The sequence below is a fragment of the Enterococcus rivorum genome, from assembly GCF_001742285.1.
In the GTDB taxonomy this organism is placed as follows: Bacteria; Bacillota; Bacilli; order Lactobacillales; family Enterococcaceae; genus Enterococcus_L; species Enterococcus_L rivorum.
Window position 1 is genome coordinate 1 of sequence record NZ_MIEK01000053.1, and the last position, 13,926, is coordinate 13,926.

The window sequence follows — 13,926 nt, forward strand, 5'->3', positions numbered from 1 at the left end:
ATCTGGTGTAACAAATAAAGTAGAAGACGTAGAAACAGCTATCCAGTGGAGTGTTGACAATACAAGTGCGGCAAGTATCGATAATAAAGGGAAATTCCAAGCGAAATCAGTCAGTAAGGAAACACCAGTAAAGGTGACGGCAGAAGTGAAACATCCAGATACAAATGCAGCCATCACCAAGACGTTCACAGTAAAAGTTCTACGAATAAATGAAAGATTTATACTTAAAGGATTTAATAATCGGGAATTCCTTAGTATAGATATGTCATATGGAAAGCAAGTTACAGTGAGAGAAATTACTATAGAAAACAGCATACATGGTTCTATTGCTGATGAACTATATGCATCTATTAAGATTGAAGATGATAATAATAAAATAATATATCAGAAAGAATGGAAGTCGAAAGATATAACCAACGCTAGTAATCCAAATGCTATTATACCTGTAAAACCAGGCTACTTCATAACCTTCTTCCATACAGAAGGAGGTAATCGCTTTGTTTTCAGAAAGAGTAATTACTTAGGGGAATTTTATGATACGGGCACGCTGAATACAGGTCTTAAAAGTTATAGAATAAAATTACGTGAAGATGGGTATAACAAAGTGTGAACCACTAGTAGAAGAAACCTTTAAAGATCAAAGAGCTTCATGGATACCGTATTCATTACCAGTAAAAGAGCTAGCGGATGATCCATATAGAGCCTATTCGGTTTATTCGAGACAATATGGTGTTAACAGCAGTGACGTTAATTGCTTTAGTAATTTTAAGTGATCTGCTGAAAAAATATATAACACAAAATAAGGATAAAGAGAAAGGAAGAAAATAGTGGAGAAATCAAAAAAGAACCGAGGAATAATGATTACGGGAATCATCGCGGCAATGATGTTGATTTCAGGAACGTTTGCTTGGACAGCATTTAGTCAACGAGCGCTGAATGAGAACGAAGGCAAAAATGCGAATATGGGAGGACGTATCCATGATGATTACCACAAAAAGAGTGGGAATAAAGATATTTATGCAGAGAACTTTGGAAAAAAAGATTTACTAGTTCGTATCAAACTTTCTGAGTATTTTGAAGGGAATGGTGAGCCACTAGTAGGAAAAACCTCTAAAGATGACAGAGCTTCATGGATACCGTATTCATTACCAGTAAAAGAGCTAGCGGATGATCCATATAGAGCCTATGTTAATTGGGAATTAGGGGGAGACAAAGTTTTTCTACCAACCTTCAATATGGATAATCAAAGTCTAGAGACGGATGCGGCAGGAGATGCGATTGATTTCATAGTGAATGGTCCAACCAACCTTGTGCTGAACGAAAAGGGTCAATTGAATGATGGGACACAAGACTTCTTTATTGAGGGAGAAGCCTATACGAACCCGGATGACTCAAACTCTACTCAGACAGCTAAAAAAACGTTGCCAGGAACACAAAAGCCTATTAGTATGGATGATTGGTTGAATCTTGATGAGGCAGGCAAAATCGGAAATTATTGGGTAATAGATACTGATGGTTGGGCGTATTGGGCTCAATTATTGGAGCCTGAAGAGTCAACGAGTTTATTGTTAAATCAACTAAACTATGAAGAAGAAGCGTTGTATGATTTTGATTCGTGGTACTACGGGATTGATGTCATAGGAGAATTTACGACTGTAGAAGATGCAGATAAATTCAAAGATTCAGACCATGGTCCAGCAAGTAGTGATGCACAAAGCCTAATTAACAGACTTTGGCTCATGAATAGTGATTTTGTTGATAGTATTGAATTTATGGATAAGGTTGATGGAAGGAAATTAGGGCCATCAGAAACGCTGGAACTAAAAGCACGACTACAATATTTCACTGATCCTAGCGGGACCACTGCATATTCTAATGACATTAAGTGGTCTTCAAGTAATCCGAAAATAGCATCAATCGATAATGAAAAGCAGCTTCTTGTTGCTAATGAAAATATAGATAAAGTGGAAGAAGTTACAGTTACTGCAACAGCAGTAAACCCATTAACTAAAAAAGAAATAACAAATGATTTTATTGTTACAATTAAACCTGTCAATCTGAACAAAGAGACGATAGGCGCCGAATTTGATTTCTTTGGTGAAAAGTATATCCATTTGCAAGAGACTGAGAATAATGACGGTCATTTGATTGTACGCAAGTATTTATTGCCAGACAAGGCTACTACATCTAAGTTAGATGAGGCATTGAAGAACTATTACGATAGCTTAACTGATCATGCGAAAGAAATGGTTGAACCAATTCAAACTAAATTCGAGCTTGGTAAGGGGGATTCAAAATACTTTGGTCTGGATGATAGCGGGTTTGCTGTTGAAAAACCAAATGATGATTATGCAAGAGTAGACTTTAATGGAACGAAAAAAGCTTTTGTTTTATCTTTGGCAGAAATGGGGAAAGCTGTAGAAACTAGTGGTGGGCCACACACTGATAGAAAGGACAGAGCTGCAAGTATCGAAGGCGAAGACCAAACAGCAATTTCATATTGGTTAAGAACACCTGTTACAAACGAAAAAACATTTTATATTGATGGTGCAGGTAAATATCTTGGCAAAATTTTAGAAACGTCTAATACTAGCAATTTTGGTGTTCGTCCTGCCTTGGTTATCAAATAATTATTAAGATGGAAAATATTATTTATCACATTTTATATTAACTTAAAAATCAAGAAGAGAGTAAGGGAAGAAAATAGTGGAGAAATCAAAAAAGAACCGAGGAATAATGATTACGGGAATCATCGCGGCAATGATGTTGATTGCAGGAACGTTTGCTTGGACAGCATTTAGTCAACGAGCGCTGAATGAGAACGAAGGCAAAAATGCGAATATGGGAGGACGTATCCATGATGATTACCACAAAAAGAGTGGGAATAAAGATATTTATGCAGAGAACTTTGGAAAAAAAGATTTACTAGTTCGTATCAAACTTTCTGAGTATTTTGAAGGGAATGGTGAGCCACTAGTAGGAAAAACCTCTAAAGATGACAGAGCTTCATGGATACCGTATTCATTACCAGTAAAAGAGCTAGCGGATGATCCATATAGAGCCTATGTTAATTGGGAATTAGGGGGAGACAAAGTTTTTCTACCAACCTTCAATATGGATAATCAAAGTCTAGAGACGGATGCGGCAGGAGATGCGATTGATTTCATAGTGAATGGTCCAACCAACCTTGTGCTGAACGAAAAGGGTCAATTGAATGATGGGACACAGGACTTCTTTATTGAGGGAGAAGCCTATACGAACCCGGATGACTCAAACTCTACTCAGACAGCTAAAAAAACGTTACCAGGAACACAAGATCCCATTAGTATGGAAAGCTGGAAAAATCTTCCCAAAAAAGACCAAAAGGGAAATTATTGGGTAATAGATACCGATGGTTGGGCGTATTGGGCTCAATTATTGGAGCCTAAGGAGTCAACGAGTTTATTGTTAAATCAACTAAACTATGAAGAAGAAGCGTTGTATGATTTTGATTCGTGGTACTACGGGATCGATGTCATAGGAGAATTTACGACTGTGGAAGATGCAGATAAGTTCGAAGAGTCAGAACATGGTAAAGCAAGTAGTGATGCACAAAACTTAATCAAAGCAATTACTCCACAGGAAGAAGTCTTTACTTATGAACTTGAGTTTACCCATAAAAATGCAGGGGAATCCATAGAAATGAATTCTCAAGAGAAAAAAGAGTTTTCTGCAAAAGTAAGCAAAATTTCTAGCCTAAATGGTAAGGTGAGTGAAAATACTAATGTAAGCTGGTTTGTGGATAAAACTGATGCAGCAAGTATTACTGATATAGATGAAGGTAAGGGTGAATTAAAAACAAAGTCAGTAAGTGAAAATACAGTAGTGAAAGTTACTGCGACAGCAAATGATGACGCAACAGTTACAGAAAGTTTCGACTTAATGGTGAAACCTTTTACAATTGGTAAACTAGCAACGGTTTTTAATTTCTATGGAGAAGACTACCTCCATTTGAAAGCCTTTGATGATGGAAATCATTTGATTCAAAAAGTTTTTATTAAAGGAATAAATGACTTACCTAAAGGTAAGAGTAGTTCAGAGTATAATAATAGTGATTTAGATGTGTCAATGAAAGAATTCTATAATAATATGGATCCCGTAGCTCAAGACTTTGTCCAACCTGTTCAAAAAGAGTTTAAGGTAGGGGAAGCAAAAGTTCTTGGTGGTGGATCTGTTGCAGACCTAACTGACAGTTTTAAAGCTGATTTACTTGATATTGACTCCCAAAATGATCTGGCAGTATATACTCCTAGTGGTGAGAAGAAAGCATTCGCCATGTCTGCTGCAGAACTTAATAATCTTCAGTCGGCTTCAGGGGAGCTATTACAAAACAGAACGGAACGGGCAAGGATGCATTCGAACACGAATCAAGTTTTTCTACGTACCGCTAGTGGGGGTAAATCAATTTCTACAAGTTATGGTGATGCTAAATTGCTCACGTTGGCAACTTCTAATACTTCCCCAGCTATTCCAACATTAGTTATCAGAACACCGTAATTTTTAAGAAAAAATATTTTCAAATGAGAATATCAAATAATAGTTATTCGATTATTGTTTGCTGAGGATTACTTTTAGATAAAAACAGAATCTCACAAGTCAAGTGATTAACTTGGCTTGTGAGTGTATATTTAAACGCAATGGCTTAAGTTCAATTTATGGCATAAGTTTTTCTGATAGGCAAGAATAGATACATAGATAAAAAAAGTGATGAGTACATAGTATTTATAAATATAGAAACTAGGATCACCATCTAAAAAATAGGAGTCAGAGATTTCTTTGCATAGGTGTAGAGAGTCTAAACTTAAGGGGGAAAACAACGTGAAAAGAACAATTCGGTGGATGAAGGGACTTTCAATCCAAAGAAAACTATTTTTGACCATCCTTAGTTTGATGATGGTGATTATGGGAGTGTTTACCGGTACCTATGCATGGCAGTCTTTAGAGCAAAAAGCTTTAAATACAGGCAATAGCATTGTCAATAAACGAGAAGTATTTTTATTAAAGTTAGCTCGAGACAAAGATGGGATGGAAACAACTCAACCTATTGCAGGAACGACCTTTTACTTATTTCAAGAGACACCACCAAAAGATACCCAAATCGGGGGGATTTATACTACTGATAAGGATGGAAAGATTTCTGTAAAGCTACCATCAGGAAACTACTATTTTGAAGAGGTAGCCCCAAGCATAGGCTACACATTTGATAAGGATGCTGACGGAAAAGAAATCAGGCGGTATCATTTTACGGTGACGGCTTTTAGTACGAATGAACTTCCGATTGTCACAGCATATAACCAAAGGCAACTAGGTAGATTAGAAATTGAAAAAGAAATAAAAAACCCAACAGGTGATGAGCTTACTTTAGAGCAAAGAAAAGAATCTTTTGAGTTTAAAGTCACCTTTAGCGATGGAGAGAGTTATTTTTACCAAATTGATAACGGGAAGAAACAATTATTAGAGAGTGGTGGAACGCTATCATTAAAACATGGTCAGAAGGCGGTTTTCAAAAAAATTCCAATAGGCGTCCACTATTTGGTAGAAGAAATCCCTGTAGAGGGGTACGACTCATTCGGGGATAATACAAGTGGTAATATTTCAGAAGAGGGTTCAACAGTTCAGTTTGTCAATTATTATATTCCTACTGATGACCGTCCCAACATAGGAGGCAGGTTAGAGATTAGTAAAGAAGTTACTAATGGAGATGGTAGTAATTTAACGGAAGAACAAAAGCAAGAATCTTTTGAATTTGTGATTACTTTTAGTGATCCGCTAGCGGAGTTCAACTTTTTTACGAGTACAGATAAAGAAGGTAGCCTTAAATCGGGAGATACATTCACTTTGAACCATGATGAGGTACTTACAATTACCAATTTACCTATAGGAACAGACTATCAGGTGAAAGAGAAGGAGAACAAGGATTACACAAGTAGTCCGTCAATGTATACAGGAACAGTTCAATCAACTGAAACAATTTTCTTATCTTTTACGAATCAATATAAGACCCAACTAGATGAGTTTGGTAGTTTACGATTTGAGAAAAAAGTCGTGGCAAATCAAATCAATCAAGAACAAAAATTTACTTTTATATTGACGTTTAGTGATGGTGGTTCCTATGACTATAGACTAAATGATGGAAAGCTACAGCTTCACCGAAGTGGTGACAAAATTGAGCTTACTCATGAAGATCAAATCTATTTCCCAGAGCTTCCAGCAGGACTCCATTATCAACTAAAGGAAGAAGTTGCGGAAGGATATCAGCCGCAATTAGAAAAGGTAGAGGGGACAATTTTATCCAATCATGAAGCCTATTTTCTTTTCCATAATTATCAAGATGAGAGAGGGCAATTAGTAATTCATAAAATTGGAGAGGGAGAAGGTTTTAATCCAAATAAATCATTTTCTTTTAAAGTCTGGATTAACGATCAGCTTCTTCCAGAATCAATTCAATTGAAGTCTGGTGAAACAAGTGTACCTATTCAACTATCTATTGGAGATCATTGGCTTGTAGTGGAAGATGACATTTTTGATGAGGGGTACCTTCAGGGGACGATACTTAATGGAACGGGTGTTGTGACTGAACCTGGTCAGAAAGTAACAGTGGTACAGACGAATGTTTTTATTAAAGAGTTAATGATTACTTTAAAGGGACAAAAACATTGGTCAATTAAAGAAGGACAGGATGTTTCATTACCTAATAGCATTACAGTCAATTTGAAGGATGGCGATAAGGTTGTAGCGACCAAAAAAGTGACAGGACCGGATTGGCGATACGAGTTTACCGTGCCGAAGTATAATGAACAAGGCAAAGAAATAAAATACACTATCGAAGAGCTTCCAGTTGATCAATTTCGACCGATTTATCATCCAGATTCTATTGATATAACAAATGTTTATGTAGTACCTGTTGTTTCGCGCGCGCTTCCTGTTAAGAAACGTATTACTGGAGATATTCCTGAGAAAAAAGAAACCTTTGAATTTCGTTTGGCTCCTGGAAAACAGGTGGTAACAATTGAAGGTGAAGGGACAGGCGCGTTTGCACCGATTACTTTTAATCAACCTGGAATTTACATTTATAGTATTTCTGAGAGAAATAAAGGGACACTGGGGTATCAGTATGATCCGTCTGTCTATACTTGGACGATTGTAGTAGAAGAAAAAGAACAGCGTTTGGTTATTGTATCAGAAAAGCTTATGAAAGATGGGAAAGCATATCTTGAAGATATGCCAATTTTTGAGAATCGCTTTTCAAAAGATAAGTTAATTCATGAAAAAATTACTATTTCAGGGAAAAAGAAATGGAATTTCGGTTCTCAGTTAAAAGAAGAAAGACCAAGTTCAATTACAGTACTACTACGTGCCAATGAAAAAGTAGTCTATCAAAAGGAAGTGGGAGCTGCCGAGAACTGGAGCTATTCATTTACGTTGAATCGCTATGATCAAGAGGGGAATGTTATTCATTACAGTGTTGATGAGGTGCCTGTACCCGGGTACAAAAAGACCGTTGAGGGTTTTGATTTAATCAACACTTATGAAGGATTCCCTAATACGAAAGCGGATGTTGATAAGCCTTCTTGGTTACCAAAAACAGGAGAGAAAAAATCGTTTATTCTTGTTGTCTTAGGTGGATTGTTCATGAGTATAGGCTTGATAATAGTTTTATCTAGAAGATATAGGAAACACTAAGAGAACTTAGAAAACCAAAAATTGCTCCTTTTTGACACGCAAGTGTCCCATAAAGTTTACAGCGAGGTGTATTAAAAGGAGTATCTTAAAAGGATGAGCTGCTGTAGTTTTTCAGTAGACTACAATCAAAATTGAGATCGCCTTTTATGAGGATATGCAACCCAATTCTATACTATACGACTTGGGAAAGTAGGCACTAAAGTGTATTTGCACAATTAGTGTACAAGTTTTATTTTACCTTATTTTTTATTAGCTGCTCATATTTCTTGCTATATTAAAAATTAAAGACCATATAAAAGATCCAGTGTTGAGAGTGGACAGAGCTACAGAGTAGGGGTTAACCCATACGGGCTTAAAATATTGCTCATTGTCAAATATATTTTAATGCTAGAGGTAGCTCTTAAAATACTGGATGAAAATGCAATAGAATTATCTAAGTAGTATTTTATTAGGGAATAGTTTGTAGGAAAAAGTATTGTCAGCTCATAAGCCAAGTGATTGATTTGGCTTGTGAGCTTTTTTAGGAACAAGCAGTTAGCTTTAAAAATACTGGTAACGGATTTCGAGTGGTTTTCCAAGGTTATATCCCATTGTCTCTTAAAAAACCTTTTACGTATGATTTGAAGCAGAAAAATCATCTCCCCAAAAATAGAATAAGCTTAGATAAAAAAATCTAAAGTTTATTCTATCGGGAGACTATTAATAAACTATTCTCGTTTTTTTATGTTTAATAGGATATCTCAATCTATTAATCAGTTAACGGTGCTAGAAGTAACTAAAAAGTAAAATTTTTCAGGATTTATTAGTTCTTTTTTCTAACTGCGCTTGTTCGCCCCAATCACACATCATATTTAAAATAGGCATTAAAGAGAGCCCTTTTTCAGACAAGCGATATTCTACTTTGGGTGGGATTTGAGGATACTCTTTTCGAGTGATAATACCATCGTGTTCCAATTCTCTCAGGGTGTTTGTTAAGGTCTTAAATGAAATAGGACCAATACTTCGTTTCAATTCGTTGTATCTCATAACATTTTGGTTTTCAAATAAGTTATACATCACAATCATTTTGTATTTGCCACCGATTATGGATAATGTGTAGCCAAATCCCAGTTTATTTAGTTCCGCATCTTGTATATTGTAACAACTTTTATCCATCATTCACTCTCCTTTGGGTTAGTACCGCACTTTAAATTGCGTACTAGTTTCTAATGATTATATACTATATAATCATTCTTGTGTTAAAAAAAGAACCATTATGGAGGAATAGTTATGAAAACTTTAGTCATTGTTGCACATCCTAATATGAAAGAATCTCGCATTAATAGTCGTCGAGTTCAAGAATTGAAAAAATATTCAGATCAATTTACAATTCATGAAATATATGAAGCCTACCCTGATGAAGAAATTGATGTAAAAAAAGAACAACAGTTAATTGAATCACATGACAAGCTAGTATTTCAATTTCCAATCTATTGGTTTAATTGCCCACCATTGATGAAAAAGTGGTTTGATGAAGTCTTTACCTATGGCTGGGCCTATGGATCTAAAGGAGATAAGCTAGTAAATAAAAAAATCGCTTTGGCTGTTTCTTCTGGTATCGGTGAAAAAGACTTTTCTGTCGAAGGCAGATATCACTATACATTGGAGGAAATATTAGTTCCATTTAAAACAATCGTTAACTATTGTAAGGCAGATTATCAAGGATTTATTCCATTTTATGGTGCAGAAGAAGAGTTGACAGAGGAAAAAATAGAGAGCAGTCTTGAGACCTATATAGATTTTCTGAAAAATTTTTAAAATAGCTCTCTCTATGACTCAATACGAGATAATAAATAAGAAGGCTTCGGATAATACCGAAGCCTTCTTATTTTAATTGTAGCATAACCACTCTATTTCCCCAGTTCTTTTTTCCCCTTCTCAATAGCACTTCTAACCTGATCAAAACCTGTACCCCCAGCAGAGTGACGACGTTCAATCGCTGTTTTAGAAGCTAAGGTATGATAAATATCGGCTTGAATTAAAGGTGTAATTGCTTGATATTCTTCTAAAGGAACATCTTGCAAGTAGATTCCTTTTTTTGTGCAATCTAGGACTAATTTTCCAACGACTTCATGGGCTTGTCTAAAAGGCATCCCTTTGCTAGCTAAGTAATCTGCTAGTTCAGTAGCATTTGAGAAATCTTTTTCGGTCGATTGTTCCATAATTTCTTTGTTTAAGGACATAGTCTCGACCATCCCAGCCATAATGTCTAAGCTAGTTAAAATCGTTTCAGCGGTATCAAACATGCCTTCTTTATCTTCTTGTAAGTCTTTGTTGTAAGCTAGAGGTAATCCTTTTAGAACGGTTAATAGAGCGAATAAATTGCCAAAAACACGCCCTGATTTTCCACGAATTAATTCAGCCATATCAGGATTTTTCTTTTGAGGCATAATCGAACTACCTGTAGAAAACGTATCAGTTAATTCAACAAACTGAAATTCGTGGCTACACCATAAAATAATCTCTTCGCAGAAACGAGACAGATGCATGATTAAAATTGAGCTATTGCTTAAAAATTCTAAAATAAAATCCCGGTCACTTACACCGTCTAAACTATTTTCGTAAATAGCAGAAAACCCTAGTAATTCAGCAGCGTATTCTCTATCGATGGGAAACGTGGTGCCCGCTAACGCGGCGCTCCCTAGTGGAGAAATATCGATTCGCTTGATACTTTCCGAAAATCGTTCTTGATCGCGGCTCAACATACCATAATAAGCCATCATATGATGAGCAAAAGAAATCGGTTGCGCATGTTGCAAATGTGTATAACCTGGCATAATCGTTTCAATATTTTCCTCGGCTTTATTAACTAAAACTTCACGCAAAAGTTGGATTTTTTCGATTACTTCTCCAACAATTTCTTTTAAATACAAGTGCATATCGGTCGCTACTTGATCATTTCTGCTTCGTCCAGTATGTAATTTTCCGGCAACCGGTCCAATTTCTTCGTGTAAATATTTTTCGATATTCAAATGAATGTCTTCATTTTCGATCGTAAAAGTCAGTTTTCCGTCCAGTAATTTTTGTTGAACTGCACGTAACCCATCGCTAATTTGTGTTGCTTCTTCACCTGTTAAAATCCCTGTTTTTGCCAACATTTGGACATGTGCCAAGCTTCCTTGAATATCCTGTTTTGCCAATTTTTGATCAAAAGCAATCGATGCACCAAAAGCATCAATCCAAGCTTCGTTTTTTCCTTCAAAACGACCGCCCCATAGTTTTCCCATCATTTTCACCTCATTCGTTATGATAAAAAAGAAGCCTATATCCCGTCATAGACCTCTTCTATTTGTTTCATACTACTTCTACCAAAAAAGTACTTCACGAATCTTCCTATTTTTTATCACCAAAGGGGGATAGCATTGCAGACCGGAATTAATTTCTGTCAAAATTTCTGGTTCTCCGTCGTAACGAGCGTTGCTATCAAAATGAATTCCTTGCTGGTTTCATTATTTTCATCCGCAGATAAAAAGGAAACTCTCCGAGAGCAGAGGAGAAGATGTGAATCGGATAACGTTATTTACAGATTGTGTAAAAGTTACCTCACATCAGATTCTATCTTCTAAGCGATAGGAGAAACATTTTCTGCTTTGGCTATTTGTGCTTGGACTTCTGCATTCACTTTCGTTGGTAAGCCCCATAATTTGATAAATCCAACAGCCGCTGCTTGGTCAAAGGTGTCGGCAGATGTATAAGTCGCTAAATTTTCATTATACAAACTGTTGGCTGATTTACGTCCTTCAACAATCGCATGTCCTTTAAACAATTTGACCCGAACGACACCGTTGACGTACTTTTGAGTCGATTTTAAGAAAGCGATTAATGCATCTGTTAGAGGATTGAACCATAATCCGTCATAAATAACTTGTGATAATTGATTTTCAATCATCGGTTTAAAATGAGCCACTTCACGGACAAAAGTCAAATCCTCTAACTCTTTATGAGCGGTCATTAAGGTGATTGCTGCAGGACATTCGTACACTTCACGTGATTTAATGCCCACCAAGCGGTTTTCCACGTGGTCGATTCTGCCGATTCCGTGTTTGCCTGCCAAGTCATTTAGATAAAGAATCAACTCAGACAACAACATTTCTTCCCCATCGATGGCTGTTGGAACGCCTTCAACAAAAGTAATCTCAATAATATCTGCTTGATTGGGTGCCTCTTCTAAGCTAGCTGTTAGCTCGTAGGCGCCTTCCGGGGGAGTTGCCCAAGGATCTTCCAGGATTCCGCATTCATTGGCACGACCCCATAAATTTTGATCGACAGAGTAAGGGTTGTCTAAGTCTGCTGGAACGGGAATTCCTTTTTCAATGGCATAGTTGATTTCTTCTTCCCGTGACCATTTCCATTCCCGAACAGGAGCGATAATTTTTAAGTTAGGATCTAACGCATTAATGGCTACTTCAAAACGAACTTGGTCATTTCCTTTTCCAGTACAACCGTGAGCAATCGTTGTCGCACCAGTTTCATGTGCTAGTTCTACCAATTTTTTTGAAATTAATGGGCGAGAAAGGGCTGAAACTAGTGGATAAGATTGTTCGTAAAAAGTATGACCTTGCAAGGCGATTAAGGCGAAGTCCTGTGCAAACTCCTCTTTGGCATCAATTGTATACGAAGCCGAAGCTCCTACGGTCAAAGCCTTTTCTTTAATAAATTCTAAGTTCTTCCGTTCACCAACATCTAAACAACAAGCAATTACATCGTATCCTTCATCAACTAACCATTTCACCGCTACCGATGTATCTAAACCACCTGAATAGGCTAAAATTACTTTTTCTTTCATTATAAACAGTCCTCATTTCTACGCTATCGTTTTTAAGTTGTTCTTATCATAGCACCTAAAAATGTATAAATCAACCCTTTCTATAAATAAATATACAATAATCGTGTATTTAATAATAAAATATGCATTAAATGGCGATTATTCTTTAGTTATATACATAAAACGTTTTCTCTGATACTCGCAAGCATCTCTTGGAAAAAATAAAGAAATAGCAAGAAATGTAGTCAAAGGTTTCAAAAAAAATCACTGGAAACGACAGAAAATCATTGACTTTACAAGGAATAGGGAGTATTATTTTAAATGGTATTGTTTGCCCCACAATGAGCCCCGGAAACTCAAGTGTATGTCAAACATCGAAAAGAAAATTGGAGGAAAAAAACGTGCGTACAACATATATGGCCAAAGCTGGCGAAATAGAACGTAAATGGTACGTAGTAGATGCAACAGATGTTCCTTTAGGACGTTTATCAACTGTTGTTGCTTCTATTCTACGTGGAAAAAATAAACCAACATTCACACCTCATGTGGATACTGGAGATTTTGTTATTGTTATTAATGCAGATAAAGTAAAATTAACTGGTAACAAAGCAAGTGATAAAATGTATTACCGTCACAGCCAATACCCAGGTGGATTGAAATCTGTTTCTGCTGGTGAATTGCGTGAAAAAAATTCTCGTCGTTTAGTAGAGAATTCAATCAAAGGAATGCTTCCTAAAAACACTTTAGGTCGTAAACAATTTACAAAATTAAATGTGTATGGTGAAGCTGTGCATCCACATGCTGCACAACAACCAGAAGTATTAGATATTACTAACCTAATTTAAGGAGGGAAATTCATTGGCACAAGTACAATATATCGGCACTGGCCGTCGTAAAAAATCTGTTGCCCGCGTACGTTTAGTACCAGGTACTGGTAAAATTACTGTAAATAAAAAAGACGTTGAAGAATACATTCCGCACGCTGACTTACGTGAAGTTATCAACCAACCATTTGGCGTAACTGAAACTAAAGGCGCATACGATGTTCTCGTAAACGTTAACGGTGGAGGCTACTCTGGTCAATCAGGAGCTATCCGTCACGGAATCGCTCGTGCATTGCTACAAGTAGATCCAGACTTCCGTGGTGCTTTAAAACGCGCTGGCCTATTAACTCGTGATGCCCGTATGGTAGAACGTAAAAAACCAGGTCTTAAGAAAGCCCGTAAAGCTTCACAGTTCTCAAAACGTTAATCTTTGTTATATCAAGGATTTCAAGACACTTTCCAGTTTTTGGAAGGTGTCTTTTTGTTTGCCCGGCATGGTCAAACTCTAACGGGTTAAAGTCCCGAGTACGTCCAAGTAACGGAAAGTACCTAGTCGAAAACAAGGGTGTCCATGGT

The 13,926-nt window shown here is 36.7% G+C and carries 11 protein-coding genes; 8 read left to right on the forward strand and 3 right to left on the reverse strand.

Annotation, left to right across the window (positions count from 1 at the left end; genetic code table 11):
• From BCR26_RS14625 to BCR26_RS14640, 5 genes are all read left to right on the forward strand, one after another.
• A partial coding sequence (locus tag BCR26_RS14625; RefSeq protein WP_211272313.1) for a putative mucin/carbohydrate-binding domain-containing protein occupies positions 1–610 on the forward strand: 610 nt, incomplete at its 5' end.
• A gap of 77 nt (positions 611–687) precedes the next feature.
• A complete protein-coding gene (locus BCR26_RS18590) occupies positions 688–828 on the forward strand; it encodes a hypothetical protein (RefSeq protein WP_169818899.1) in 141 nt (46 codons plus the stop codon).
• Entirely contained in the window at positions 828–2,630 is a 1,803-nt protein-coding gene (locus tag BCR26_RS14630) for a DUF6273 domain-containing protein (protein ID WP_069699714.1), read from the forward strand. The genes BCR26_RS18590 and BCR26_RS14630 overlap by 1 nt, the downstream gene beginning before the upstream one ends.
• A gap of 76 nt (positions 2,631–2,706) precedes the next feature.
• Positions 2,707–4,536 carry a hypothetical protein gene (locus BCR26_RS14635; RefSeq protein WP_069699715.1) on the forward strand — a complete coding sequence of 610 codons (1,830 nt, stop codon included), beginning with the start codon at positions 2,707–2,709 and terminating at the stop codon, positions 4,534–4,536.
• A gap of 321 nt (positions 4,537–4,857) precedes the next feature.
• Positions 4,858–7,722: a DUF7601 domain-containing protein gene (locus BCR26_RS14640; RefSeq protein ID WP_069699716.1), complete on the forward strand. Its 2,865-nt coding sequence runs from the start codon at positions 4,858–4,860 to the stop codon at positions 7,720–7,722.
• 792 nt (positions 7,723–8,514) lie between these two features.
• Here the strand turns inward: BCR26_RS14640 and BCR26_RS14645 are convergent.
• The gene (locus BCR26_RS14645) at positions 8,515–8,877 is read right to left on the reverse strand and encodes a winged helix-turn-helix transcriptional regulator (protein ID WP_069699717.1); all 363 of its coding nucleotides are present in this window, start codon (positions 8,875–8,877) and stop codon (positions 8,515–8,517) included.
• A gap of 114 nt (positions 8,878–8,991) precedes the next feature.
• Here BCR26_RS14645 and BCR26_RS14650 point away from each other — a divergent pair, with 114 nt between their 5' ends.
• Complete coding sequence (locus BCR26_RS14650) at positions 8,992–9,519, forward strand: NAD(P)H-dependent oxidoreductase (protein WP_069699718.1); 528 nt, start codon at positions 8,992–8,994, stop codon at positions 9,517–9,519.
• 92 nt (positions 9,520–9,611) lie between these two features.
• Here the strand turns inward: BCR26_RS14650 and argH are convergent, their stop codons facing one another.
• Both argH and BCR26_RS14660 read right to left on the reverse strand, forming a co-directional pair.
• On the reverse strand, positions 9,612–10,988 hold the full coding sequence (gene argH / locus BCR26_RS14655) for an argininosuccinate lyase (protein ID WP_069699719.1): 1,377 nt from the start codon (positions 10,986–10,988) through the stop codon (positions 9,612–9,614).
• A gap of 335 nt (positions 10,989–11,323) precedes the next feature.
• Positions 11,324–12,547, reverse strand: a complete 1,224-nt coding sequence (locus BCR26_RS14660; RefSeq protein ID WP_069699720.1) for an argininosuccinate synthase — start codon at positions 12,545–12,547, stop codon at positions 11,324–11,326.
• Positions 12,548–12,942: 395 nt separating this feature from the next.
• On the opposite strand from BCR26_RS14660, the gene rplM reads away from it, so the two are divergent.
• Both rplM and rpsI read left to right on the forward strand, forming a co-directional pair.
• On the forward strand, positions 12,943–13,371 hold the full coding sequence (rplM, locus tag BCR26_RS14665) for a 50S ribosomal protein L13 (RefSeq protein ID WP_338070483.1): 429 nt from the start codon (positions 12,943–12,945) through the stop codon (positions 13,369–13,371).
• Between the two features lie 13 nt (positions 13,372–13,384).
• Complete coding sequence (gene rpsI, locus BCR26_RS14670; RefSeq protein ID WP_069699722.1) at positions 13,385–13,777, forward strand: 30S ribosomal protein S9; 393 nt, start codon at positions 13,385–13,387, stop codon at positions 13,775–13,777.
• Positions 13,778–13,926 lie beyond the last annotated feature (149 nt).